Origin of the sequence: Brakhagea baltica (assembly GCF_052161605.1) — a bacterium.
In the GTDB taxonomy this organism is placed as follows: Bacteria; Planctomycetota; Planctomycetia; order Pirellulales; family Pirellulaceae; genus JBKCUI01.
This window is the reverse complement of sequence record NZ_CP197409.1, coordinates 3,433,507-3,459,519: the sequence shown is the minus strand read 5'-3', so window position 1 is coordinate 3,459,519 and position 26,013 is coordinate 3,433,507. Positions and strand designations below refer to the sequence as shown.

Genomic DNA, 26,013 nt, shown 5'->3' with positions numbered 1-26,013 from the left:
TCCGAAGCTATCGGATTGTGGGCCTTTTCATTTCTTCCAAATACAGGCGATCGACTGCCAGGAACAACCCTCGAAGGGAATTGGAACTTCAAGTCTTTGAAACACAATCCGTTGTGCACGAGGGATGACGTCCCAAGTCGCTGGGGTAGTCGCGATATACTGCGCAGCAATGGACGGAGAACGAGGTTCGAGTTGAGCTGTAGCGATAGAAATAGCTTTCGCGCATTGGCATTCGTTGCTCCCCGCAACGCTGGAACTTCGAAGTCCCTCGGAATTCACACTTCTCGCACCGGCTGCTTGGGCAGCAGCACATTTGGGGCACTTCGGCGCAAGGGCCACGTTTGGCATCGCGTGATCAACGCTGGCTGGCGCAGCCCCTTGCGCAGTCGCCAGACTTGCAATGATCGTTCGCGAGAGGCAGCAACACGAAACTCCGCCAAAGATTTGACTGTACGCTACCGCGAACAGCAAAACGATATGGAGGGTAAGTGATGACATGACTCGTGCTTTTTCTTGAAATTTCGACGCTTACGTGCTTTGGATGGACCTCAAGCGGCGTTCCTTCACGGAAATTCTGATTTTTTCCGATTTTGGCTCCGCGAGTCGAAGTGCCGGCAGATTTCCTCGCGAACAGGCCCATTCTACCTGAAGAATCAACGCTGTGCCGGCATCCAACCTAGCGATACGGCCACTCAGCTCTACGCCAATAAGGGACGCAAAAATGAACCAAGAACCACGTAAACAGGCCTTCCAGATCACTGGCATGACATGCGGCCACTGTAAATCAGCGGTTGAGTCAGCCATCCGAGCCACCGACGGCGTAACCGCGGCCCAGGTTGATTTGAAAGCAGGGAAAGCATTCGTCGAGGGGCAATTCGTCGACAAATCAATCGTGGCCTCCGTCGAAGAAGCCGGCTATGAAGCAGTAGCCTCAAATTAGCAACCTCTAACCAAGTGGTGGGGCTTCTCAAACGAGGAGATGGATAATGATGAATGCTGAGCAGACGGTCGAGATTGGCGTAAAGGGCATGACCTGCGCTGCGTGTGTCCGACGCGTCGAAAATGGACTGCGCAAGATTCCATCAGTGACCAGCGCTTCAGTCAACCTCGCGACGGAGCGTGCGGCGGTCGAGTTCGACCATTTTCCACAGGCTGGCGAACTCGAAACGATCCAGCTTGCGATTACAAAGCTGGGTTATGAGCCGGTTGAGCTCTCCACGGTGCGAAACGCGGGTTCGATTGAGGACAACGATTTAGAAGCTCAGCGATTGTGGCATTTGTTCGTCGGGGCAGCGATCTTTGCATTACCGATCGTTGTGCTGGCGATGGCTCCCATGTTGTTCCACGGAGTCATGAGTTTGATGATGTCCTGGTTGTCGATGGAGCAGTGGAATTGGGTCATGCTCGGCTTGGCCATTCCTGTTCAGTTCTGGTTCGGCGGACGCTTCCTTCGGCTAGGCGCAAAAAGCCTCTTTTCAACATCTCCAGATATGAATTCGCTGATTCTCCTGGGGACGATGGCCGCTTTCCTCTACAGCACCGTTGTCACGATTTTTCCTCAGTGGATCCCTCCGCAGTCGCGCCATGTCTACTTTGAAGCGTCAGCAGTGGTGATCACGCTGATCTTGTTAGGCAAGTTCCTTGAAACGAAGTCCAGGCATCAAGCGTCGGACGCGATGAAGGTACTTCTAAAACTGGTCCCGAAAATGGCCACGGTTATACGCAATGGTGAAGCGGTGACCATTCCTGCGGAGGCTGTTGTCCTTAATGATATTGTTGAAGTCCGCCCTGGATCTGCCATCGCAGTGGACGGTGTGGTCGTTAGTGGCTCTACCTATATCGATGAGAGCATGGTGACTGGTGAGAGCGTACCAGTGGCCAAGGAAGCGGGGGACGAAGTGGTGGCAGGTACGATCAACGGCAGCGGAAGTATTCAGTTTCGAGCCACTGCCATCGGAGCCGACACGACTTTAGCGAAGATCGTGGCGTTCGTTGAATCTGCGCAGGCTTCGAAGCCGCGCATTCAAGGCATTGCTGATCGAGTCGTCGCGTACTTTGTACCTGTGGTGTTATTGATCGCACTGCTTACTGCCCTCGCATGGCTTTTCGTGATGCCCGGCGGCTCAATCGATCAAGCACTCATCCATGCGGTCGCTGTACTCATTATTGCTTGCCCATGTGCAATGGGACTCGCGGTTCCGACGAGTGTGATGGTGGGTACGGGCAAGGCGGCGCAGCAAGGGATTCTGTTTCGCTCGACGGATGCCATCGAGTCTTTGAGCCAAGTCGCCTTGGTCGCTTTTGATAAAACCGGAACGCTGACGGTTGGAAAACCGCAGCTCTCGCTATTCCACGTATTGCCACCGTTCTCGAGTGACGACTTGCTGTCCCAACTGGCTCTCGTAGAACAACGATCGGAGCACCCTTTGGCCACAGCTATTGTTGATGCCGCTGCCAAAGGGCCCAAGTCGCCTCTTACCGTAACCAGCTTCAACGCCATTGCAGGCGCGGGAGTTGAAGCCGAATTATCCAACGGTCACGCGATAATCATCGGCTCGGAAAAGATGATGCGAGAACGCCGCATCAATACATCGTCGTTGGATGCACAAGTGGCTGATGCAATGTCCGAGGGAAGCGGATACTTTTTTGCAGCCGTCAACGGTTCGCTCGCTGCGATCATGATCGTTTCCGATCCCATCAAACCATCGACACCAAGTGCTGTGGAGCAACTAAAACAATCGGGCTACGAAGTGGCGCTCATCTCAGGTGACAATGAGCGAACCGCGTTATCCATCGCAGATCGCTGCGGGATACCAGTAACGATGGTCTATGCAGAAGTGCGTCCGAATGACAAGGCAGACGTGGTATACACTCTCAAGCGAGACGGACGACGTGTGGCTTTCGTGGGCGATGGCTTGAACGATGCTCCTGCATTAACGATCGCCGATGTCGGGATCGCGATGGGCACAGGAACAGACCTTGCGATCGAGAGCGCCGATGTGATTGCGATGTCTGGCGACATTCAGAATATTCCGCGTGCGATAAGCTTGTCGAAGGCCGTGATGTTGAACATCAAGCAGAATCTGGGTTGGGCATTTGGCTACAACGTTTTGCTTATTCCCATTGCAACCGGCCTGCTTAAACCCATGACAGGTCTGAGTCTGTCCCCGATAGCGGCAGGTCTGGCGATGAGTCTCTCAAGCTTCTTTGTCGTGACAAACGCATTGCGATTAAGGTCGTGGCGATGAGTTGAGTTTCAAGCCGCGCCGGAAGCGCGGCTTGAAACAAAAGACTCGTCATTTCACTTCCCGGTTGTTGCTATGCAATCATTTCTGAACTTGCTTGAGCATGTCGCGACATTCCTTCGCGCACTCGCGGCAGGACTTAGCACATGCGGCCATATGTTCATCATCGGGGAATTTTTCGCACGCAGCCGCACACTCTTCACAACACTTGGCGCAGCATTCGAGCATGGGCTTAGCTAAGGGACTGTTTCGGGCGCACAGTGTCGCGCATGTTTTGCAGCACTCGGCGCAGTCAGCGCACATTCTTGCGGTTGCCTGATGCTCCTTTTTCCCTTCGGAAAGCATTTTCAGGCAATGATCAAAACAGCTATCGCACTCGACTTGGCAAGCGGCACAGACTTCGGCGCATTTCTTCATTTTCGAATCCTCATGTTGGTCGGCAAATGCCGAGAGCGGAACAATCGCGGATAGGGCGAACGCAGCAACAAGTGAAAAGTGGGACATAACAAACCTCGCATGAAATTGGGGTAAATGACCTCGAAAGGTTCGAAGCCTTCGCAATGACGCCCCCGCAGCACTCATGCCGGAATGCGGTATTTCTCGGAGATAAAGCAAGTATCGAGAAAACCCCAAAAAAATCAAAAAAGCGGTGAAGGCAATTCGATTGAGCTTCATCTAAGCACTCAAGCAATGTTTGGCGAGCATTCTGCAAACGACTGGAGCAGTGCCGAATCTGAATGAGCGCCAATCGAGCAGGACAGGTGCACCGGGTTCGAAAATAATCCAAAGTTCGCTGAAGAAAGTGTCGGCAAAGTGCATCCAAACTTACGGTTGCGGAAATGGTTTCATGCAACGCGAGGTCCGATAGTCAAACACGAGGTTGAAGAATGAAGTCAGTAGCTGTGTTTTTGATGTTGGTTTTTTTTGCTGTTAGTCTTGCAATTGCGGCGAGTGTCGCAAGCAACCCGACCACTGATGTGCCACAAGCATGCGTTTGCTCTAGTTGCTGTACCGACGGCGGCCGCTGCTGTGAAGCCGGGATTTGCAGCTGTGCACAGTGCACATGCGAATGCTGCACAAGCGATTCCAAGGCCTGTGGGGGCACTTGTTGCGGAGGCAAAGAATCCAGCTCAGCCGCGAGCACGCTCACACAGGGTGTCGAGAGTGGTACGTGCCCAATGTGCCCATCCGAGAAGGGACTGAAAAAGGTCGTCTCAGGTGCCAAGTAGATTGTCAACAATACTAACCTGTTTGTTATACCGGCAGGTTTTCAAAGAGTGTTGGTTGTCTTTAACGACCAACACTCAATGCGAGGCTAGCTTCGTTTTGGACTGAAAAGTTAGTTAGCGAAGCATTGAACAAAAATTTGTTTTGACGATCGGGGAGAAATCGTTATATCCAAAAACGAAGAACCAATTGAGGGCGTTGCCACTGGTTGTGAGACATTGGTGATATCGGATGCAACATCCACGCTCGCTCCGCGAAAAATTGATAGGCTTGTGTATTCACTACTTCGACGCGTAGGTATTGCCGACTTCAGCCTACTCATGTGTTCCAATGTCGAACACTTAGCTGCATCCGGACAAAAGTTACCCGACGGGATTGAACTAATTGAACTATCGGTCGAGAGCTTCGATATTCTTTCACAGTGCAACCCGCTCTTCCAGTTTGAAGCTTTTCAATATCTCGATCGTAAAAGATTTCGTTGCTATGTATTAATGGCCAGCGAAGCGATTGTTGCATATGCCTGGGTTGGCACGGGCGAGATTCCAGCCGCGCATAACTCCAACGGACATGCATGGACAGGTCTTCCGTTATTTCTGGATCCTCGGACCGCTTATCTTTTCGCCGCATTCGTAAATCCCGAACATCGCGGTAAGCGGTTATATCAAGTACTCATTAGTCAGACAGCAAAGATTCTTAGGGCGGACGGCATCCTGCGAATTGCTTTGACGACTGACGCCAACAATGCACGAGCGATTCTGGCTGTAAAACGGATGGGATTCGAAGTCTGTGGAATAACAACGTTTTGTGCGCTTGTTGGCTGGAAAAGAGCTTCCTACTGCGTTTCGTCAAGCTTCGAGCCGAGTAAAGTTGGACAGTACGTAGGTGACTTCCGAACACGTTAGAAAACCAGCCTTCGTCAATTCGGAATCCTGATACGAATTCAGCACTACTTCGAAATTCATGCTCCGAATCAGTTTTATTTCTGAAGGAGAGTCACGAGCGAAGCATCAAACTCGCATGTGTGGACCGAATGGCGGCTCACGACCTCACAGAAGTCGACATCTTTGAATTCATGATGTCGCAAGTCATGTTCTTGAAAGGAACTATGATGAGTATCGAAAGTTTTGGAAAAGTTGCGGCTTCGATCGCACTGGTAGCGGGTCTCGCACTTGCCTTTCCGCAAGTGACGCAAGCCCAATCACGGATCAATGACAAGGTATCGAGAAACAACGGGGCAGGATTCTGGGCCAACCAGCGAACGTCTCGCAACATCCAACATGCGAGAGACTATTCAACCGGAATTCAGCGGTATGCAACTCATTCGCCGATGATTCAAACCCAGGTGACTCAAGGCGAATCTCAGATGCTTGGTCAGCAGTTGCAGGCCATCCAGCGGGATCTAGTGATCGTTCGTGAGGAACACGGGGCTAATCCAAAGGTTCTTCAACATGTGAAGAAAATGGAAACGCAGCTGGGGCAAGCGACGACGATCCAGAAATCTCTGCATGAAGAATGCTGCAAGCAAAGCCCTGACGGCAAGGTATGCGCCGAAATGTGTAGCAAGATGCACGCATCGCTTGAGGAGCTGAAGAAGGAGCATGACCAGGTCTTGAAAGAGCTTGGCCACGAAGAAGCGGCTTATGCTTCAATGGCTGATGCACATCAGCATCACAGTTCGCCCGCTGCGAACGCCGACAAGTAACTCTTCATCGCTTCGTCGTCGGGACGATTTGCTCCACCAGGCCAGCGAAGTGGCCTGGTGTGTAGTGGTGGGGCAGTTTTCTGGGTGTCTTAAAGCAGCATCGTAAGACTGCGGTCCCGCTTCCTCGCCAAATGGTTCCGAGATGGAAGCAAGCCTTGGCTATAGCTTTGCTCCCCGAGCGGGGAAACGCCCGCAGAGTTCGCAAGCTCCGGCTCCCTACTGAGTCGGACTAGCTGCAAAAAAGAATCCCGAGCAAGTCGGACAGGGAATTACCCAGAGTCGTTAACCCGGCGTTTTTCATAACCCAGAGACTCTGAGAGTATTTGTCTCTGATTGGCCCCCAGAGAGGGGCTGATTTGGCGAGAGTTGCGACCGGGAATCGAGTCTCCGGAGAGTGGTTGAGACCCAGAAGATTGCAGGAAAATACGAAAAAAGCCGGTGTTTTGCGTTGCTGCAAGACACCGGCTTAATCGAATAACCTACTGCGGTCAGTTTCCTAACCAAACAGAGAAGTTGCGGGAGCCGGATTTGAACCGACGACCTCGAGGTTATGAGCCTCGCGAGCTACCGGGCTGCTCCATCCCGCGGGTCAAATAGTACGCATTCCCGGTTTCACGTCCAGCCCAAACCTTCAAAATTACCTTCCTGCCAATGTCCTTTTCCACCTAAGCTGGACTCGCATCCCGCCCGCTTTCGTTTAGACTATGACTCCCCAGATCGCTGAGCTCCCCACAACCTTTGTGCCCCATAGACCTATCTCGCTACGCGATCAACCGGTTTCACTTCCTAGCCCTTGAGAGATTTCCAGAAAGGTTGATAGCGTGAGGCAAGCACTGATCAGCGATATCCACGGCAATTTGGAAGCGTTCCAGGCCGTTCTCGCTGATATATCAACCCAGAGTGTGGACGAGGTGATGTGCCTCGGCGATGTGGTAGGATACGGACCAAACCCTTGCGAATGCCTCGATCTGGTCATGAAAAAATCGGTCCTCACCATCATGGGGAACCACGACCAAGCCGCTCTGTTCGACCCAGATGGCTTTAATCCTGTCGCCCTCCGCGCGATTTATTGGACCCGCGACTGCCTCGATCAAGGGCCCACCAACGTGGTCAACAAACGCTGGGACTTTCTCAGTGAACTCCCCAAAATGCACGTCAACGATAAATTCCTCTACGTGCATGGATCCCCACGTGACCCAACCAACGAATATGTTTTCCCCGAGTTCATCTACGACAAGAACAAAATGGATAGCATCTTCAACCGCGTGACCCAATACTGCTTCCAAGGCCACACGCACATGCCCGGTGTGTTTACCACCGACCTGGAATTCATTCGCCCCGACGCTTGCGAAAACGTCTTTCCTCTCGGTCGCGAAAAAATCATGGTCAACGTCGGAAGCGTCGGGCAACCTCGCGACGAAGATAATCGTGCGTGCTATGTCATCGTCGATCATGCCGCGAAGAAAATTTTCTTCCGACGTGTGCCGTACGATTTCGACAAGACGATTGAAAAAATCTATGCCATTACGGATTTGGATCGGATGCTGGGTGATCGGCTTAGAACGGGTCGATAGAGAACTGAGGACTAGGCGTGCGGACTGCGATTGTAAGCGATATTCACGGAAACCTTGAAGCTCTCCAAGCGGTGCAGGCCGATATCCGCACGCAAGGTTGCGACCGAACGATCTGCCTCGGCGATGTAGTGGGGTACGGCCCAAACCCTTGCGAATGCTTGGACCTGGTAACCCAAATGGATGGCTGTGTGCTGGGGAATCATGACTATGGTGCATTGATCGACCCCGAAGGCTTTAGCGCCGCTGCCGAACAAGCGATCTTCTGGACCCGGCGACAACTGGAGAATCCCGATTGTCCTGACGACTCCAAACGCCGTCTCGAGTTTATCGCTCGGATGCCACGCACCATTAGCGAAGGCAACATTCTTTTCGTACATGGTTCGGTTCGCAATCCTCTCAACGAATACGTCTTCCCAGAGGATATCTACAACCGCCGGAAGATGGAAAAGCTTTTCTCTATGGTCCAGGGATACTCATTCCAAGGCCACACGCACGCTCCCGGTATTTTTTCCCCCAATCTTCAGTTCCAGCGGCCGGATGAGTTTGGATACAAAACGCAGCTTCCTTCTGACAAGGCTATGGTTAACGTAGGCAGCGTGGGGCAACCGAGAGATGGCGACTGGCGTAGCTGTTACGTGATTCTGGAAGACCAAGCTATCGAATACCGACGGATCGAATACGATATCGATACGACCATTCAAAAGATTTACAACATCGCAGAACTCGATAATTTTCTAGGCGATCGGCTCAAGGATGGGCGATAGGCGTGCGGTAGGGCTCCAACGCACTAACGACCCAGCAGTCTAGTTGGTAATCCAACTTTCCCCATCATTTGTGGATCGTCGCCGAAGGCGACTTACGGGCTCGCTACGCATTGCCCTACACCGTACGGCTTGCGCCCTTACGCTAGTATTTGCAGAACTACACCGTACGGCTTGCGCCGTTACGCTACTATTTGCGGACCGACACCGTACGGCTTGCGCCCTTACGCTAGTATTTGCAGAACTACACCGTACGGCTTGCGCCCTTACGCTACTATTTGCGGACCGACACCGTACGGCTTGCGCCGTTACGCTTGTATTTGCGGGGGTAGATTTAGACGCGAACGTTTGCTTTATTTTTTCGTCACAACAGGCTTGCGGCGTTTGGGGTAGAGCTCTCGGCATAGACCGCATACGGTGCCGTCGCAGCCTCGGGCGGTGCAGTGCTCTCTGCCGTAGAAAATGATCTGCAGGTGCAAGCTGTTCCAGTGCTCGCGAGGAAAAAGCGATTTAAGATCCTTTTCCGTTTGCTCGACAGATCGCCCGTTCGTTAATCCCCAACGCTGTGCAAGTCGATGGATATGGGTGTCGACAGGAAACGCGGGAACTCCGAAGCCTTGGCTCATGACGACCGAAGCGGTCTTGTGCCCCACGCCGGGAAGCTGCTCGAGCTCCTCGAAAGACTCGGGAACCTTGCCATCATACTTCTCTACAAGAATGGTCGACAGCTCTTTGATGGCGACTGATTTTCGGGGGCTCAAGCCACACGGTTTAATGATCTGTCGAATAGCTTCTGCACTTTGACGGCTCATGTCAGCGGGATTGTCCGCTAGTTTCCACAAGTCTGGCGTGACTCGATTCACCATCTTGTCGGTGCACTGGGCACTCAACAGAACTGCCACTAGCAGCGTATAGGGATCTTGATGCTCGAGAGGGATAGGGGTCTCGGGGTAGAGTTCGTTTAGTCGTTGAAAAACGACTTCAGCTCGCTCGGTCTTTTTCATTCGCGATTTTGGTAAGGTTCAAAAACAAAAAAGAGGGGATGAACAGCCCCTCTTTGATGCGTGCGTTAGGTATTCAATGATCCAATTATCTTTTCCTCGCAGCAGCGAGTTCGTCAACATCGGCTAGTCCGTCCCCATTGGTGTCAACGGATGAGAAGTCCATTGTAGCGTCGTAAGCCCGGAGCTCATCAACATCTAACTTGCCGTCACCATTTTTGTCGAATGGTTGAATCTTCTTGGCGACCCAGTCCTTCATTCTTGCGTCGGCAGTCGATGTGCCGCCACTCGAGGCTCCGCCGCTGGTTGTTCCTCCGGATGCTGTTGACGTCGAAGCGGCCGATGAAGAATCGGATCTTGCTCCCTCGGATCTTGACCCAGAGGACCTACTGCTGGAGCTAGGGCTCGTGCTAGCGGAGCCGGGAATGAATCCCATCTTCACAGCAGCTAGGCATTCTCTGGTTGTGATCAAGCCGTCACCGTTGGTGTCGAATCGATTGAAATCTTCGATGACATCTTCAGTCCACTTCGTCGCAAACTCTCTCATCGAAACTTGGTTGTCGCCATCGACATCTTTGCGAATAAACCACTCAGGAAGACCGGCGGGTCGCTTTGGATTCCCATCTTTGTCAGCTATTCGGTAGCTGGTGATCTTCTCGAACGGATTCGGCATCTCTTTGCGATCGGAATCTTGTCGAGACTGCTGGCCGTTGTTCGCCTGGGAGCGATTGTCTCGTTGGTTGCTACTGCTAGCCGCAGCATTCAATCGACGTTTTGCGGAACGGACCGCCAGCTCTTCGCGAGTTAGTTTCCCGTCACCGTTTTGGTCAAAGGTCATAGGGTCATCCCCCCAGCGCCCAGCCTTTAGTTCGTTCGCGTCCAGCATTCCATCCCGATTCCTGTCGTATCGGCGAATTCGCTCCTCTGCGTCGCGAAGATCTTGCTCTTCGACTTTGACGTTGAATTTGAAAGGGTTTGATCCGAAACCTGGAATAGGAGCAAGTTCCCGTTTGATACCGAAGCCAGGAACGAGAACGCTTTCAGCCATGCTAACGGAGTCATCGTTTGCGCCACCCCAGTTGGAGTCGCCACCCCAGCCACCGAATCCGCCTCCCTCACCGCCGCCTCGACGGGCAGCCGAAATCGCTTCCGTGATAGCACTGATGGGAATTGGTTTCGACATGTCGATATTTGGGTTCCCGCGAGCCATGCGTTCGAGCATGAAGCGAGCTGGGCCTTCCATTTCGTCAGGGTCAATGCTGCCATTACCGTTTCGGTCCATGCGGCTGAGGAAACTTGAGGGGTCGAAACCACCCATCATGCCGCCGCTAGGCATACCCCCCCCCATCATCATGCCCCCCATACCGGGCGGCCCACCACCCATGCCACCGAATTCCATCCGCATGCCGCCGCGATCACCGCCGCCACGTTCGCTGCCGCCCCGATCACCACCACCTCGGTCGCCGCCACGGTCACCACCGCGATCTCGGCCGCCCCAACCGCCTCCTCCTGGTCCACCCGGTCCCCCTCCAGGGCCGCCTTGGCCCCCGCCGAACTGGGCCTCCAGCGATGACGCAAACCACGCGGTCGTGAGTAGTGTGGCAACAAAGATGGATAATTTCTTTTTCATAGCTCGGATCCTGATTCGGATGCGTTACTGTTTCGGCTATCTAGTTACTACTTTGATAAATATCCCTAGATTTTAGCTGGATGATTCTTTCCTTACTATGGAAAACCCCGGCGGGGGACGCTTGTTTCGGTGACTTAGCCCAGCTTTACCTACTTGGACCGCCGGAAAAGGCTGGTTACCATCACGGGCATGAACCTTTCTCCCATGATGAAACAATACGAAGACGCCAAGGCCGCCAGCGGGGATGCCATCCTTTTTTTCCGCATGGGGGATTTTTACGAGCTTTTCCACGACGATGCTAAAACGGCTGCTCGCGTTTTGGGGCTGACTCTCACCAGCCGAGACAAAGGGGAGAATCCCATCCCCATGGCTGGTTTCCCGCACCATCAGCTGGAAAGCTACCTGGCCAAGCTGGTGCGAGCTGGTCACCGGGTGGCTGTGTGCGAGCAAGTCGAGGACCCCGCTACCGCCAAGGGGCTGGTTCGCCGCGAAGTGCAGCGGATTGTCACAGCGGGGACCCTGACGGACGAGGCTTTGCTGGATCCTCGGGCTGGAAATCTTCTTTTGTCCGTTTTTCATCCATCTCCGGGACAAAATACGACCGGCTGGCTCGGGTTGGCATGGGTGGAGCTTTCGACGGGTCGCTTTGAGGCGGGGGCATTTCCCCAGTCTGCGTTGCAGGATCAAGTCGCACGCCTCGAACCTGCCGAGATTTTGACCCGCGACGACGACTCGAGCATCATTCGCGACGACTACGAAAATTGGGCACTCACCCGTCGCCCCTCGTGGCAGTTCGGCCAGGAAGAAGCCCAACGGGTTTTGCACGAGCATTTCGGTATCCTCGACTTGACGGGGATGGGCTGGGAGTTGCAAGCCGATTCCAAGGCTCACAACACTCGGCTGCAAGATTCCTTGGCCATCAGTGCTGCCGGAGCCGCCATGGCCTACTTGCAAGAGACGCAAAAAGCTTCCCTGGATCATATTCGGCAATTGGTTCCCGCGCGACTGAGTCGGAATCTCGAAATCGATTCCGCGACCCGGCGTTCGCTCGAGTTAACCCAAACGATTCGCACGGCCACACGCGAGGGATCGCTGCTCGATGTCGTGGACCGAACGGTCACGTCGATGGGAGCTAGGCGGCTGGCCCAATGGCTAGCATCGCCTCTTATTTCGAAAGAGCAGATTGAACTTCGCTTGGGGGCGGTGGAAGAGTTTGTATCCAACGATCGATTGCGAAACACCATTCGCGAACACTTGTCCGATGTTTATGACATCGAACGCTTGACGGCCCGAGTCGCGACGGGCCGTTGCAGTCCGCGAGATTTGCGACAATTAGGTCGATCGCTTTCGCAATTGCCCCGCGTACGGGCCTTGCTCGAGGAGCGTCAATCGGCGAGGCTCGGTCAATTGCGAGACCGCATCGACTTGCTACCAATATTGAAAGACCATTTAGAATCCGCCTTGGAAGATGATTGCCCATTGGTGGCGAAAGAGGGCGGCTTTATCCGTGCGGGGTACGATGCACGCCTCGACGAACTGAGAGAACTCGCCGTAGGTGGTAAAGAATGGATTGCCAAGTACCAAGCGGAACAGATTCAATCCACCGGGATCACGAGTCTCAAGGTCGGCTTTACCTCGGTGTTTGGCTACTACCTCGAAGTCACCAATACCCATAAAGATCGCGTTCCACCGAACTACGTCCGCAAGCAGACTTTGAAGAACGCCGAACGATACATTACACCGGAGTTAAAAGAGTACGAAGAGAAAGTTCTCTCGGCTGACGAATCCGCCAAGACGCTTGAGTTCGAGTTGTTCTTGGAATTGCGGCAAAAAGTGCACGAGCAAACGCAAGCCTTGCAAATCAACGCCAGCATCCTAGCCGAACTCGATGCGTATGCTGCTTTGGCCGAGCTGGCGGTCAAACAAGGCTACATAAAACCGGTGATAACCGAGGAGCCGATTCTCGAGATCTACGAAGGCCGCCATCCGGTCCTTGATTCCACGATGCCAAAAGGGACATTTGTTCCGAACGACTCGATGATTGGCACTGAGCATGGCAACATTCTTCTTATCACCGGCCCCAACATGGCGGGTAAGAGCACGTATATTCGGCAAACCGCATTGCTAACGATTTTGGCTCAGATGGGTAGCTTTGTACCGGCTCGGAAGGCGACGATCGGCATCGCGGATCGTTTGTTTGCTCGGGTCGGTGCGAGCGATGAGCTAGCTCGCGGGCAAAGTACTTTTATGGTGGAAATGGTTGAGACCGCGCGTATTTTGAATACGGCTACCGAGCGGTCGCTGGTTATCTTGGACGAAATCGGTCGGGGAACGAGTACCTATGACGGGCTATCGCTGGCTTGGGCGATCGTTGAGTATCTACATAGCAAGAACCGATCCCGAACGATGTTTGCGACGCATTACCATGAGCTGATCGAGTTGCAGAACACGCTACCTGGTGTGCGGAATTGGAATGTATCGGTTAAGGAATGGGATGACAACGTTATCTTCCTTCATCGCATTGTGCCGGGTGGTGCAGACCGAAGCTATGGAATTCATGTGGCTCGACTGGCTGGTGTGCCACAGGATGTCAACCTGCGAGCCAAGGAGATCCTCAGTCAGCTAGAAGAGAATCATCTGGACAAGTATGGCCGACCTAAGATTGCTAAGCCGAAGAAGAATGAATCAGGCACGATTCAAATGACCTTGTTCGAATGGAAAGACAACGCCGTGGTGGATCAACTCAAAGCGTTATCAATCGAAACGATGACACCGCTGGAAGCGATGCAAAAGCTCGAAGAGCTACAGCGGCTGGCTAAGCAGGGGTGATAGACGGTGAGGCGAGTGACGGGACAAAGCCTAGTGGATTAACTTTAGCTGCTTTAACTAATGATGGAAATAAGCTGCGGGTTTCCATCGTCTTCGATACTAACATCTTTGGTTGCCGATGGCCTGAATTTAGGACAAGAATCTCTCACGTGTTTTTTACATAATCGCAGACCGGGTTAATTTTGTGTGTTCGCGGTTCGCGAGGCATTTTTTCCGTTATGCTTTACAGGGTTCTTTCCCCTCTGGCCATCTTGCAATCGGTATTGCGAGAGTGTCCGGTATCTAGAGCGATGCTTCTTAGCGATTGTTTGCGAGCCGTGTTTAAATGCTATGAATTAATCTACCGTGATCATCGGAACGACGACCTTCAATCAAAGTTACTTGAAACCAGCTCAAACTGGACGGCTCCACCATCAGCACCAGAACCTACGACGACGGTCGCAGGCTCACCGGAGAAACTCTCGGAAACGGAGTCACGGAAACCAGAACCTACTCCACTGATAATCTTTTAACGGAAATTTCTTACCGAGGAACCGGTACTGCCATCGGGAACCTGAGTTATACTTGGGGATGCGAACAAGAACAAAATATCCGAGACCATCGGTGGGGTCATGAGCGGCTACGGGTTCACTTCAGCAGGCACGAGCTACGACGACGAAGATCGTCTCACAGGCTACTCCCGCGCCAGCGGAACCTTCACCCAAGCTTGGAACCTTACTCCAGTCGGCGACTGGAGCAGCATCACCACCAACGGCACGGCACAAAACCGCACCCACGGCCCCACGCACGAGCTCCTCACCGCCGCAGGCCAAAACATCACCATTGATGCGACAAACTTGTTTGGCTCTTTTGCCTTACACCGTAATACTTACACCTTACCACCTACGTCATTCGCCAGCTACATCGACGAACCGGTCGTGCGCAAGGCAGCAGGAACCGGTGGCACGATCCATTACTACCATCGCAACCAACAGTACTCCATCGCCGCTATGACCACGTCCACCGGCGCGGTGGCAGAGCGCTACGCTTACACTGCGTATGGTCAACCTACGATCGCGAGCGCCAGCGGAACTGTGCTTACGAGTTCTGATGTTGGAAATCGATATACCTACACTGGTCGTGAATGGGACGAGACCTTAGGCCTCCATCACTTCCGAGCCCGATGGATGAGTCCGCTCGCGGGTCGGTTCTTGGGACGAGATCCGATTGGGTATCTTTCAGGTCGTTTTTGCGTTGTCGAGTATGTTCAAGGTGGGCCACTGCGGTTTGTTGATCCGACTGGCCTTTGGGACGATTTACCGGGTGGAAGATGCCCGAGGGATGACGAAAACGAGGGCAATGTATTTTGTTCTTGGTCAGAAATGGAAGGATTTATTTGCAAACGAAATAGGTTCGCGAAAAATAGCTTTGCGTGCCAGCAAATTAGGACAGGTTGCATCGGGATTACAACAGCGTTACTTGGTCATCATCCAATGTACAGCCGAGGAGACTTCAAGTACTGCTTTGACAAGCTCGATCAAGCTCAAAAGAAGCAAGCGCGATTGGCGAATAGTGGGTATTGCAAGGGCAAGAACTGTAGCAATAAACCTGCTTCTCCCGTGATTTTTGGGTTTACTTGGAATCGGAACAATGATTCGTTTCAACCAGAAGAAAAGCCGCTACAGTTTTGTCCGGTTTCTGGACTGGTAAAGTGGAACGATGAAAGACCGCAACGTTGCTGGATTTGGGATTTTGGCTTTTATCTTGAGGGTCCGAACGTTTTCTGCCACGCCAATGAAGGAGAAAGTACGGGCGGTAAACCCGAACTCTCAATCTGCTATGGATTCGAGATTTATGAACGAAACAATCCGGGACATGAAACCATTTATTGTGTTACGTGCGAGAGCGATGGAAGCTCCTTGGACCCAAAGGCTCCTATTCGATGAAAGTAAAGACGGCAATTTTCTTCGCTTTCTTCATCGGTGTTTTATGTGGGGTACTCTCGGTATCCTTCATCTGTAAGAATCCGATTGAAATAACGGAACTTGAGGCTCCAACATGGCCTGAGGGAGCACTAAACCACGAAGTGACCATCATTCACAAAGATGGAAAGCAAGTGAGGTACCCAATCGGTAAGTTACTTCAACTACATGGAACGAACGCTTGGAATGATTGTCTCGTTGCATTCTCAACCAATCGCGATTGGTTAACAGGAAAGGCTTGGAGTCAAACCGAATTGCTTGAACCTTTTACACAACCATGGATCGTCGATGCGCCAGACGAAGTCAATGCAATGCGAGAGATTGGTTGGAAAGCCTGCTCTAAAAAACTACAATTACTTTGCGACTCACACTCTGAGAAAGATGTCAGGAGAGTACTTAAAATACATTTACAGAATAAGAGATAGACCCAGTCAGTAAGGTCTCCGCCCAAGGCGGTCGGGCGGAAGAAGTTCGAAGTTTGAAAGAAGGCCAATCTTTTCCCTATAGAATTTCCAAAGGTGTTTTGGATTTCCTATTATCCCGATCGGGGCTCAAGCGAGCTGTTAGATACCGTTTTCGAGCACTTTGTTGCACCGAATTTGGTCGTTTGCTCTCCACTGAGTTCATCTCAGTGGAAGCACGACTAACAAGCTAGCCACGACGCTCTCCTCCCCCTTCCCTTCTGTCTCGCCGTAGGCGAGACAGAAGGGAAGGGGGAGGGATATATTGGGGGATGCGTTGCTAGCCTGTTAGTCATCGCTCCACCGACACGAGGTCGGAATGGAGGCGTTCACGCCCTTTGCAAAGCCTCAGGGCGTGCCACCCGATCGCGTCGTTTATGCAAAGCGAAGTAGCGAGTACTTCTTTTTACCGGTTCGCAATACGATCACCGTTTCGCTCGCTAGGTCATCTGCACTGAGTATGCGATCTACCCCTTCGCAACGCCGATTGTTAACGTAGACGCCACCACTTTCGACTAGACGCCGTGCTTCGCCTTTGCTTTTGCTCAATCCTGCCAGCACCAAAGCATCGACGATGCCTAGTCCTGATCCCAGTAGTTCTTTACCTGCGGTTTGGCTCGGAACATCTGCGAAAATAGAAAGTAGTTCACTGTCGCTCAACCGATCGATCTCGCCACCGAACAAGTACTCGGACGCGCGAACGGCTGATTGCAGGCCGGCTTCGCCATGAACAAGTCGTGTCACCGATTGAGCTAGACGGCGCTGGGCAGCTCCTGGTTGGTTGGACATTCCTGATTCGAGGGATCGGTACTCTTCTTCGTCAACGTCCGACAGAAACCTCAATGCTAAGAGAACATCAGCATCGGCGACATTGATGAAATACTGATACAGCTGGTAAGGACTCGTTCGATTGGAATCAAGCCAGACGGTTCCAGATTCCGTCTTACCCATCTTGCGACCATCCGATGTCGTGAGGAGCGGATTGGTCAAGCCGAGTAATGGCAGCCCCAGCATGCGGCGACCAAGGTCAATACCGGCGGTGATATTGCCCCATTGATCACTGCCACCGATCTGCAATTTGCAACCGTAGTTTTTTGCCAAGTGGACAAAGTCAAAGGCTTGGAGCAACATGTAGCTAAACTCTGTGTAGCTCAGGCCGCTATCGGAATTTTCAAGCCGATTGCGTACGGAGTCCTTGGCTAACATCACATTGACAGGGAAGTTCTTGCCTACATCGCGCAGAAAATCCAGAAACGAAAACGATTGCATCCAATCGAAATTGTTGACCAGTATGGCACCGCTGCCGGGTGAGAAATCGAGGAATCGGCTCATTTGCGATTTAATCCCCTCGACATTCTTCTCGAGGATCTCTTTTGACAGCAGGCTTCGTTCTGCCGATTTGCCACTCGGATCCCCGATCATGCCCGTTGCACCACCAACCAAGGCAATCGGTCGATGGCCAGCCAATTGAAAGCGGCGTAGCATCATAAGGGGGAGCAAGGAACCGACGTGAAGCGAATCGGCCGTTGGGTCAAAACCAGCGTAGAGAATCGTTGGCTGATTGAGCTCTTTGGTGACTGCCTCGAGATCGGTGCATTGATGAATGAGACCGCGCCATTGAAGCTCGTTGATAATCGACATCTAATGAATAGGGACTTGATGAATGGAAAGAAGTAGGAAAAAGGCTAAGTAGCAGTTAGAGTTTTGACAGGTATCCGTAACTCGTGTTGATACTCGCAACCGGGTCGTTCGATTGATCTTGTTCAACGTGGCATTGCACGACTCCGATCTCGTGAGCGGTATCTAAAACGCTCTTCATATCGATCGTCCCCGCCCCGACTTCTTTAAAGGCACTGAAAGGAACCTTGCCTTCGTCAAAGATAGTAGGGGTTCCTGACTCGAGATCTTTTAGATGGACTTGAGACACCCGTCCCTTGAGTCGTTTGAGGGTTTCGACTGGGTCCCAGCCTCCGATAGCACACCAGAAGATATCGATCTCGAAAGATACGAGCGATGGCTCAAAGTTTTCGATAAAGAGATCCATTCCGGTTTTGCCGCCGCTCAACGGCTCGAACTCGAAGGAATGGTGATGGTAGCAAAGTTCGAGGCCTGCTTTCTTGCAAAGCTCACCGGCGGCGTTGGAACGCTCCGCGATGGCTTTCCATTGATCGGGGGTTTCACGATGCCCTTTGCCAATGTACCCGAACACCAGATACTTGAGGCCATGCTGAGTCGCGAGCTCGACACATTGTTCGATCGAGCCAGCAGACTTGGGGGGCTTCGCATTGCCGAGGATCTCCCAGTTGATGAATGCCGAGGAGCTAGACATTCCGTGTTCCTTGGCTAGAGGAACAATGGTGGGTGCCGAGGTGACATCCATAAGCTCGACTTGTTTGTAGTCCGCGTCAGCGACTGCCTTAATAGTAGTGGCCGGATCTGTTGCCAGCTGGTTCCTAAGTGTGTAGAGCTGAATTCCGATGTTTTCGAAGTAGGGATCGGAAGCGACACTCCATGCCCTCGCCAAGGCTAGAGGGGAAACAAGGCTAGAAGCCAACCCCAGAGCGGTGGTAGCTGCGGAGGTACACAGGAACTGGCGGCGGTAAATCATAGCGTTCAAGGAGAAGGTTAGGAGTTGAACAAAAATCCGGAGGGTATTCTAACCGCTACAACCAAGACATACCTACCGCTGAATGCGTGTTGTTGGTACGAAATTGGTCCAAAAAATTTGCAAATCGCTAGCTGCGGGTGATTTCTAGATTGTCTCGCGTCGTCTGCCATCAATGATGTTGGCACTGGATGAAGGCCAGGAAGGTCGTCAAGCCAGGATGTTCAGGACGCGTTCACGGAAACTTCGATTGATTTGGAGAGAAATCCATGCGTTTGATCGCCTCCCTGGCAGTTGTTGCCATCGCTATTAGCTTTTCCGCCACCGCTTCGGCTGGCATTTTCCACAAGTCCGCGTGTTGTGACGCTGCTCCAGCACCTAGCTGTGGTTGCGAAGTCGCTGCTCCTTCCTGCGGTTGTGAAGTCGCCGATCCATGCTGCACCCCAGCTCGCAAGCACTTGCTCAAGGGCATGATCGCTAAGTTGCACGCTCGAAAGGCTTCTTGTTGCGAAACAGCAGTAACCTGCTGCGAACCAGCTCCAGCACCTTGCTGTGCACCTGTTGTTGCTCCAGCTCCAAGCTGCGGCTGCGAAATCGCTGCTCCTTCTTGTGGCTGCGAAGTTGATCCTTGCTGCAAGCCAGCTCGCAAGCACGTTCTGAAGAATTTCCTCGGAAAGATCTGCTCGCGCAAGTCGTCTTGCTGCGAACCAGCTCCTAGCTGCGGATGCGAAGTTGCTGCTCCAAGCTGCGGTTGCAACTAAGTTGACAGGCTCACGCTCGACGCCCGTTCTGTCAGACTAGCTGAAATATTCCCAACGCCTATCAGTAAAGTAGCCCTCTCTCAGAGAGGGCTACTTTCGTTTTTGGGACTCGTAATCGCAAGCTTTTCACCGGAACAGGTATTTCAACGCTCGCACGCTATGCTTACGCTACTAGTGATGTTTAGCAAGTTCCCGTTGCGTTGAAAGAGAAAAATCCATGTTGAATGCGATGCATTTACGTAAGACCTATCCGACGCCTGCCGAAGAGCTCGTGGTGTTGGAAGATGTGTCCTTGCAACTCAATCGCGGACAAAACGCGGCGATTGTCGGCCCCAGTGGTTGTGGCAAGTCGACCTTGCTGCAAATCCTGGGAGTACTCGACGCCCCGACATCTGGCTCACTGACCATCGACGATGTGAACCCCTTTGAGCTACGGGAAACGGAGCAGGCTAAGTTCCGCAATGATCGCATCGGCTTCGTATTTCAGGATCATCATCTGTTGCCTCAGTGGAACGTCTTAGAAAACACGCTATTGCCGACGTTGGCCCAAGGTTCTCCTGATGGTGCGGCAGTGAGCCGAGCCAAAGAATTGCTGGAGCGAGTTGGCCTCAAAGATCGACTCACTCACTTACCAAGCCAGCTATCTGGTGGCGAGCGAGGACGGGTGGCTGTGGCTCGTGCTTTGATCCGCAATCCGATTTTGCTTCTGGCGGATGAGCCAACCGGCAACCTCGATGAGGATAATGCTGAGATCATTTCGCAGCTTCTGTTGGAGCTGCCCAAGGAGGAGAACACTATGCTCGTTGTTGTGACGCATTCACCTGCACTGGCGATGAGGATGGACAAATGCTACGAGCTGAAACGGGGGCTACTTCGCGAACGAGTAGGCCAAGCGACTTAGTTTTTCGAGAATCACTCGGTAGCTTGCTCTCCTGTCCCTGATGAATGTCGACGTCCGCCCAGCCGTTATTTTCGCTGGGGAACCACAACCTCAGGACGAAGGGTCTCCACCTGGATGTAAGCAGGGATGCTCGCAGGCATCTCGGTTGGAGTTAGCGAGGATTGTGTGAAAATCGACGAGTTGCGTTCCGTATCAATCGCTACGGTCTTGGATTCATTCCAAAGCTCGCTCAAATCTACATCCAACGTTCGAAGCATATCCAAAACGATCGGCTGAAGATCCTTAACGTTGTAGGCCAAGCTCACCACACGCCCGGCTCTAGCAATATTCAAGCCAACGAAATTCCCCTCGATGTCAACGATTGGGCCACCGCATTGGTGTGGAAGCAAAACCGTGTCATGCTGCATAACGTTCTTGAAGCCGGTTGCTCTCGAGCTGATTTCTCCGTTGACCTCCATCTCCGTGCTGTCAAACAAGGAGCTGGTTAGGTCCATCATTTGAGCGCGAAAAACCATCTTTCTGCCATCGCGATCACACGTCAGATTTGTGTATTGTCCCGCAGTGATCGATTTTAAGTGGTCCAGCACACTAGCGCGATTTGGAAGCTCGATGCCATCAACCTCCTTGATCACGTCTCCAGCCTGAATGCCAGCTCGATCAGCACCTCCTCCTGCGACAACACTCTCGATCAGTGCACCTCGATCGCCGATGGGAGCCTCACCTAGTCTTAGTCCTAACACAGGGCGTTCCGATGGTACATTTCGTTTAGCAACACTCAGTACCCCGACATTGAGCGGCGTTGATCGGATGTTTGTGCTTACCAACCAGCCTCCCAAGGGAACCTCGATCTGTGGGTCCAAGACAACTGGTTCCAAGCCATCTCGTTCAATCTTTAAAATCGCAAGATCGAGGTCTACTTTTCGAAGAACGGTCGAGCCAATTGCTTTGGTCCCGTCATAGAGCTTGATGTCGCATTGGTCAGGCACCTCGCTGGATTTCGAGATAATCCAACCACCCGAATGTACGATCGCACCTAAGGCCACTTGCCGATTACCATTTAGGATCTGGACGGTTGATTTCCAAGTGTTACCAATAGAGTCTCGGAAAGCACGCAAGGTTTGGTAGTGAGTCTTGCTGTGTCCTTTTCCGCCAAGCACGCCTGCTTGATCACTTATGCCGTAGCCCTGCTGAACTAAGAGCGAGCGCCCCGATTCCTGCGATGGCTCTTCGTTCGAAGGAAGAAGATTCGATCGAACAGTGTCCCAAATTTGGAATGCGTTATGTGATCCTGAGGTGATATGGCTTGAGGTGACATGGCCTGACGCTAGCTGGATCTCAGACGGATCACTGGGACGAGCATGACAGACGCAAAACGAAATCAAGGCCGATGCCAAAGCAACACGAGCATGTCGGGTGATCCGTTTCATGTAGCAATCCTCTATTCGATTTTGCGTTTGTATGTCAAACAAATTTCCGCAGACTAGGATTCGTTGCAGCCACTAGTGACGTAGATGAACGCGACCCTCGTTAGCAAATTTCCGTTGGTACAGTATAAGCACCGACGAGCCCTCAGGATAGCAAATTTATTCTATGGCGTGTGGCGGGAAAGCCAAAGCGTTCAAAAAAACGCCCACCACTTACCCACGGTCAAACACATGTTACCCCGGGCCAGGTCTAGTGTTTCGAGCCGATTATGAGCCGGAGTCGCATTCGTTTCGATTCGCGTTCTAGTTCGACCCAGACGGAATCGCCTGGCACCATCGAGTCCACTGCATCCTTGAGCTGTTGGAATTTTTTGATCTCATTCCCATCGAACTTTAAGATAACATCCCCGGGCCTGATTCCAGCTCGAAAGGCTGGTGTATCACGACCCACCTCTTTGATCAGACACTTTCCGTTGCTGTCTTGCTCGCTGGCACCGGCCACACCGATAAAGGGTTGAAAGCCGGGTAAAGCTCCCCACACCTCGCGGCTGATCAGGCGTTCGTGATTCTTGTAAAACACTTCCACGGGAACATGCATGTTCTCATCGACATCGACTCCGATTCGACTGTGAATGCCGATAAGCTTTCCTTCGAGATCAAAGAGTGGGCCGCCGCTATCGCCACCAATGAGTGGACAGTCGGTAACCAACGTGGATTCGACCATCTTTAGAACTCGTCCCACGCGAATCACGGCCGGCCGGTCGGATTGCCACCCCCCCGGATGCCCAACGGCGATTACCCATGAGCCATTTCGCAGATCGCGCGATCTCCCCAGGCACGCATGAGGCCATTCTTGATCGGGGGAACTTAGAGGAGTCGTGATCTTGACCACCCCGGCGTCTTCGTTGCGATTGAGACCTAGCGATTCGCCTTGGACTCTCGTTCCATCGTGAAGCGTCACCTGGATTCGTTGCGATGCCTTACCAGCGACGTGAGCTGCGGTCAAAATGTAGCCATCGCCGCTAATGATCACGCCACTACCCTGCGTATTGCCATGCTGAAGATTGACGGTAACCAGCGGCAGGAGTTTCGCCAACTCAGATTGCTGCTTCTGGAGCAGCACCAACTCATTCTTGTCTCTTGGGTCTGCACCCAACGCCAATGATTTAAGCTCGGTCGGGATTGCAATCTTGGTCGTCGAGGTCGGGCTGTCAACAATGGTCGAGTAGTAGCTGGCTACCGCTGGTTTGGCGACGGTTCGGTTTTGCTCGGGGGCTTGCTGTCCCAGTACAAAGCTCGGTGCCCAACCCAGAGCGACAACCGCAACAGCTGAAAAACACAGCAGGCATGACCCATTCAGCAATGAGGCTACGAGGCGGGATGGGCAGTCACCATACTTCCTAGCTATCATATTCCGCTTTCCACACTTGGTTCTGAGTACACTGGCAAGCCAACCGCTATGCCGATGGGACGGTGTTAACGATTCGAGCAAAATCGATACATTCGTACCAACCGCACTCGAAAACGATTATTCGCTCATGATAGTCAAAATGAAACCCGACAACTTTAATAAAAATCCAAAACATGTCGAAACGAATGGTCGCACGAGACCAGTTGTGCCGATTGCTAAAACTCTCACAGCAAGGTGATTCATGCGGACTAGGCTTATCGTAGGGTGCGGCTATATCGGCTTTCCTGTCGCCAAAACCTGGGTCGAACGAGGGGATCGGGTGTTTGCTATCACCCGACGGCCCGATTTTGCAAACGAACTCCAGGAAAGTGGAATCCAACCCATCGTCTGGGACTGGTACTCGCCATGGAATCAGAGCGATCGATTGCTCGAAATCGCTGGTGGTGCATTATCAACTGTACTGATAGCAGTCTCGCATGCTCAGGTACCAGGTCGTCCGGCCGAACGAACGCACCTGGATGGCTTGGAAAATCTCCTCGCTGCCATGGCACCCTCCTCCAGTCTTTTGCTGGATGCCTCTCGAGAGGACACTCTGCCGAGTTCTGCGGTTGGTCCGGCTAAATGGGTCTACCTGTCCACCACGGGGGTCTTCGGAAATGGTGCCGATGGGGACTGGCTCGATGAGCAAAGTGAGGTCGCCCCTATGAGGCCTGGATCGGTGGCGGCCTGGCACGGGGAACAGTGGATCCGCGAGCATATCGAATCCCCCAACCGTCTGATCCTCAGGCCCTCTGGAATATACGGTCCCTCGCGGGTCCCTAACTGGCGAGCTATCCGCGACAGGCAACCGCTCAAAATGCAACCTGACACCTATGTCAACTTGATCCACCTGACAGATTTGGTTAACGTCATTGTCGCCATGTCGGATCGTGCTTCTCAGTGCGATCTCTACTGCGTCTCCGACGGTGACCCTCCGACCCGCATAGACTATTACAGCTACATTTCCAAACTAGGTGGCTACCCGGAACCAATCTTTGCACCGGAGCTTGGATCGCCGAATTCGCGTTCGGAATCGAACAAACGAATCAGCTCTGCTAGGCTTAAGCGAGAACTTTCTAGCTCATTCTCCTTCCCGACGTATCGAGAGGGGCTTCAAAGCTTGTTAGCAGAGTTGTCTTAGGATACAACCTGCCGAGGAGAATCAAGCAATCGTGAATCAAGCTATCACCAAGAGAAAAGCTATAATTGTCGGCGCGGGGCTATCGGGACTCATTGCGGCTCGCGAACTGGAAAAGCGAGGCTGGCAAGTAACGATCCTTGAAGGACGGGACCGGGTCGGTGGGCGGATCCAAACCGACACCTATGACGGCTTCCTGCTCGATCACGGCTTCCAAGTCTACTTGACCGCCTACGAAACGGCGGGCAAAGAATTGAATTTGCCTGAGTTGGAGCTTAGGTGCTTCCCGGCGGGTGCATGGATTCAACTCAACGGCAAACGCTATCGAGTAGGGGATCCGATGCGTTGCGATCTTAGCAAGGCAGCTGGGCAACTCATCTCGACCGCGCTAGCCCCGGTCGGAAGTGTCGCTGATAAATGGAAGCTACTACAGTACCAAACCCGGATCGTTCGATTGTCAGAAGAGCAAGTCTTCAAAGAATCGAGAGTCCCAGCTATCGATCGCTTAAAACAGATGGGCTTTTCGGATCTGATGATAGATCGATTCTTTATGCCGTTCTTTCGTGGCATCTTTTTAGATCCCAATTTTGATGTTGCATCAGATCGGTTCGATTTTGTGTTTCGCGCTTTCAGCTCCGGATTCGCGGCGATACCTAAAACGGGGATGGGAGCAATTCCCCTGCAAATCGCAGCTTCGCTTTCTACTACGGAAATCCAATTGAATAAAACCGTTGCGAGCGTTAAGCCCGGAACCGTTGTGGCTTCGGATGGCGAAGAGTTTCCGTGCGATGCCGTTGTGGTTGCGACCGAAGAGCCATGCGCCAATCGATTGCTTGCTTCGTTTCTCCCAAGTCACAGCACTATTGTTAAACCCAACAGTACGGCCTGTTTGTATTTCGCCGTTCACAATCCTCCCTTGCGTGATTCAACCTTGGTATTGAACGCCGATGGGGCAGGTCCTATCAACAATCTGTGCTTTCCTAGTTTCTGCCAATCTTCCTATGCGGAGGGAGACAGAGCGTTGCTGAGCGTTAGTACGGTGGGACTCCCTGATGTACAAGGTGACGCACTCGTTGAAAGAGTGCGGGAACAATTGGTGGATTGGTTCGGCGCACAATCTTGTTCGTGGGAACATCTGCGAACTTACCTGATACCCTATGCATTACCGTCGCAGTCCGTTGCGTCATTAGCCAAGACTCCGAACGTTCGTGTCGCCGAAGGGATCTATCGCTGTGGCGACTATTGTAGATCGGCTAGTATCGAAGGAGCGATCCAAAGTGGACTAGAAGTCGCCGATTGCTTGCACAAAGAACTGTCATGCTAGGATCAAGGAAACGGGTATC

Annotated in this window: 22 protein-coding genes and 1 tRNA gene; 12 read left to right on the top strand and 11 right to left on the bottom strand. The window is 52.6% G+C overall.

The features are described from left to right. Positions 1-27: 27 nt before the first annotated feature. On the bottom strand, positions 28-498 hold the full coding sequence (locus tag SH449x_RS12860) for a hypothetical protein (RefSeq protein WP_482381730.1): 471 nt from the start codon (positions 496-498) through the stop codon (positions 28-30). Between the two features lie 223 nt (positions 499-721). On the opposite strand from SH449x_RS12860, the gene SH449x_RS12855 reads away from it, so the two are divergent. Further along, positions 722-940, top strand: coding sequence for a heavy-metal-associated domain-containing protein (locus SH449x_RS12855; protein ID WP_482381729.1), 219 nt, complete (start codon positions 722-724; stop codon positions 938-940). Positions 941-986: 46 nt separating this feature from the next. Continuing rightward, a complete protein-coding gene (locus SH449x_RS12850; RefSeq protein ID WP_482381728.1) occupies positions 987-3,248 on the top strand; it encodes a heavy metal translocating P-type ATPase in 2,262 nt (753 codons plus the stop codon). Positions 3,249-3,326: 78 nt separating this feature from the next. Here SH449x_RS12850 and SH449x_RS12845 read toward each other — a convergent pair whose 3' ends face one another. Beyond that, positions 3,327-3,749, bottom strand: a complete 423-nt coding sequence (locus SH449x_RS12845; protein ID WP_482381727.1) for a four-helix bundle copper-binding protein — start codon at positions 3,747-3,749, stop codon at positions 3,327-3,329. Positions 3,750-4,113: 364 nt separating this feature from the next. After that, positions 4,114-4,482 carry a hypothetical protein gene (locus tag SH449x_RS12840; protein WP_482381726.1) on the bottom strand — a complete coding sequence of 123 codons (369 nt, stop codon included), beginning with the start codon at positions 4,480-4,482 and terminating at the stop codon, positions 4,114-4,116. Positions 4,483-4,744: 262 nt separating this feature from the next. Here SH449x_RS12840 and SH449x_RS12835 point away from each other — a divergent pair, with 262 nt between their 5' ends. After that, positions 4,745-5,374 carry a GNAT family N-acetyltransferase gene (locus tag SH449x_RS12835; protein ID WP_482381725.1) on the top strand — a complete coding sequence of 210 codons (630 nt, stop codon included), beginning with the start codon at positions 4,745-4,747 and terminating at the stop codon, positions 5,372-5,374. 128 nt (positions 5,375-5,502) lie between these two features. Next, the gene (locus tag SH449x_RS12830) at positions 5,503-6,174 is read left to right on the top strand and encodes a hypothetical protein (RefSeq protein WP_482381724.1); all 672 of its coding nucleotides are present in this window, start codon (positions 5,503-5,505) and stop codon (positions 6,172-6,174) included. 513 nt (positions 6,175-6,687) lie between these two features. Here the strand turns inward: SH449x_RS12830 and SH449x_RS12825 are convergent. Further along, positions 6,688-6,761 (bottom strand) — tRNA-Met (locus tag SH449x_RS12825). Between the two features lie 234 nt (positions 6,762-6,995). Between SH449x_RS12825 and SH449x_RS12820 the strand changes: the two genes are divergently transcribed. Continuing rightward, the gene (locus SH449x_RS12820; protein ID WP_482381723.1) at positions 6,996-7,748 is read left to right on the top strand and encodes a metallophosphoesterase family protein; all 753 of its coding nucleotides are present in this window, start codon (positions 6,996-6,998) and stop codon (positions 7,746-7,748) included. 17 nt (positions 7,749-7,765) lie between these two features. Continuing rightward, complete coding sequence (locus SH449x_RS12815; protein ID WP_482381722.1) at positions 7,766-8,512, top strand: metallophosphoesterase family protein; 747 nt, start codon at positions 7,766-7,768, stop codon at positions 8,510-8,512. 350 nt (positions 8,513-8,862) lie between these two features. Here SH449x_RS12815 and nth read toward each other — a convergent pair whose 3' ends face one another. Both nth and SH449x_RS12805 read right to left on the bottom strand, forming a co-directional pair. Beyond that, positions 8,863-9,513 (bottom strand): endonuclease III, encoded by a 651-nt coding sequence (gene nth / locus SH449x_RS12810; protein WP_482381721.1) that lies wholly within the window; start codon positions 9,511-9,513, stop codon positions 8,863-8,865. Between the two features lie 85 nt (positions 9,514-9,598). Further along, positions 9,599-11,140: an EF-hand domain-containing protein gene (locus tag SH449x_RS12805; RefSeq protein WP_482381720.1), complete on the bottom strand. Its 1,542-nt coding sequence runs from the start codon at positions 11,138-11,140 to the stop codon at positions 9,599-9,601. 204 nt (positions 11,141-11,344) lie between these two features. On the opposite strand from SH449x_RS12805, the gene mutS reads away from it, so the two are divergent. The 3 genes from mutS (at position 11,345) to SH449x_RS12790 (ending at position 16,355) form a co-directional block, all read left to right on the top strand. After that, positions 11,345-13,969 carry a DNA mismatch repair protein MutS gene (gene mutS / locus SH449x_RS12800; RefSeq protein WP_482381719.1) on the top strand — a complete coding sequence of 875 codons (2,625 nt, stop codon included), beginning with the start codon at positions 11,345-11,347 and terminating at the stop codon, positions 13,967-13,969. A gap of 611 nt (positions 13,970-14,580) precedes the next feature. Next, positions 14,581-15,894, top strand: coding sequence for an RHS repeat domain-containing protein (locus SH449x_RS12795; RefSeq protein WP_482381718.1), 1,314 nt, complete (start codon positions 14,581-14,583; stop codon positions 15,892-15,894). Further along, positions 15,891-16,355, top strand: coding sequence for a hypothetical protein (locus tag SH449x_RS12790; protein ID WP_482381717.1), 465 nt, complete (start codon positions 15,891-15,893; stop codon positions 16,353-16,355). The genes SH449x_RS12795 and SH449x_RS12790 overlap by 4 nt, the downstream gene beginning before the upstream one ends. Positions 16,356-16,766: 411 nt before the next feature. On the opposite strand, the gene tyrS is transcribed toward SH449x_RS12790, so the two are convergent. The 3 genes from tyrS to SH449x_RS12775 form a co-directional block, all read right to left on the bottom strand. Then, entirely contained in the window at positions 16,767-18,032 is a 1,266-nt protein-coding gene (gene tyrS / locus SH449x_RS12785) for a tyrosine--tRNA ligase (RefSeq protein ID WP_482381716.1), read from the bottom strand. A gap of 55 nt (positions 18,033-18,087) precedes the next feature. Further along, complete coding sequence (locus tag SH449x_RS12780; RefSeq protein WP_482381829.1) at positions 18,088-18,999, bottom strand: sugar phosphate isomerase/epimerase family protein; 912 nt, start codon at positions 18,997-18,999, stop codon at positions 18,088-18,090. A 232-nt stretch (positions 19,000-19,231) separates the two neighbouring features. Continuing rightward, positions 19,232-19,633 carry a hypothetical protein gene (locus SH449x_RS12775; RefSeq protein WP_482381715.1) on the bottom strand — a complete coding sequence of 134 codons (402 nt, stop codon included), beginning with the start codon at positions 19,631-19,633 and terminating at the stop codon, positions 19,232-19,234. Between the two features lie 341 nt (positions 19,634-19,974). Between SH449x_RS12775 and SH449x_RS12770 the strand changes: the two genes are divergently transcribed. After that, positions 19,975-20,658 carry an ABC transporter ATP-binding protein gene (locus SH449x_RS12770; protein WP_482381714.1) on the top strand — a complete coding sequence of 228 codons (684 nt, stop codon included), beginning with the start codon at positions 19,975-19,977 and terminating at the stop codon, positions 20,656-20,658. A 65-nt stretch (positions 20,659-20,723) separates the two neighbouring features. On the opposite strand, the gene SH449x_RS12765 is transcribed toward SH449x_RS12770, so the two are convergent. Both SH449x_RS12765 and SH449x_RS12760 read right to left on the bottom strand, forming a co-directional pair. Beyond that, positions 20,724-22,085: a PDZ domain-containing protein gene (locus SH449x_RS12765; RefSeq protein ID WP_482381713.1), complete on the bottom strand. Its 1,362-nt coding sequence runs from the start codon at positions 22,083-22,085 to the stop codon at positions 20,724-20,726. A 247-nt stretch (positions 22,086-22,332) separates the two neighbouring features. After that, positions 22,333-23,493, bottom strand: a complete 1,161-nt coding sequence (locus tag SH449x_RS12760; protein WP_482381712.1) for a S1C family serine protease — start codon at positions 23,491-23,493, stop codon at positions 22,333-22,335. 241 nt (positions 23,494-23,734) lie between these two features. Between SH449x_RS12760 and SH449x_RS12755 the strand changes: the two genes are divergently transcribed. Both SH449x_RS12755 and SH449x_RS12750 read left to right on the top strand, forming a co-directional pair. Continuing rightward, positions 23,735-24,673: an NAD-dependent epimerase/dehydratase family protein gene (locus tag SH449x_RS12755; protein ID WP_482381711.1), complete on the top strand. Its 939-nt coding sequence runs from the start codon at positions 23,735-23,737 to the stop codon at positions 24,671-24,673. A gap of 31 nt (positions 24,674-24,704) precedes the next feature. Further along, positions 24,705-25,994 carry an NAD(P)/FAD-dependent oxidoreductase gene (locus SH449x_RS12750; protein ID WP_482381710.1) on the top strand — a complete coding sequence of 430 codons (1,290 nt, stop codon included), beginning with the start codon at positions 24,705-24,707 and terminating at the stop codon, positions 25,992-25,994. Positions 25,995-26,013 lie beyond the last annotated feature (19 nt).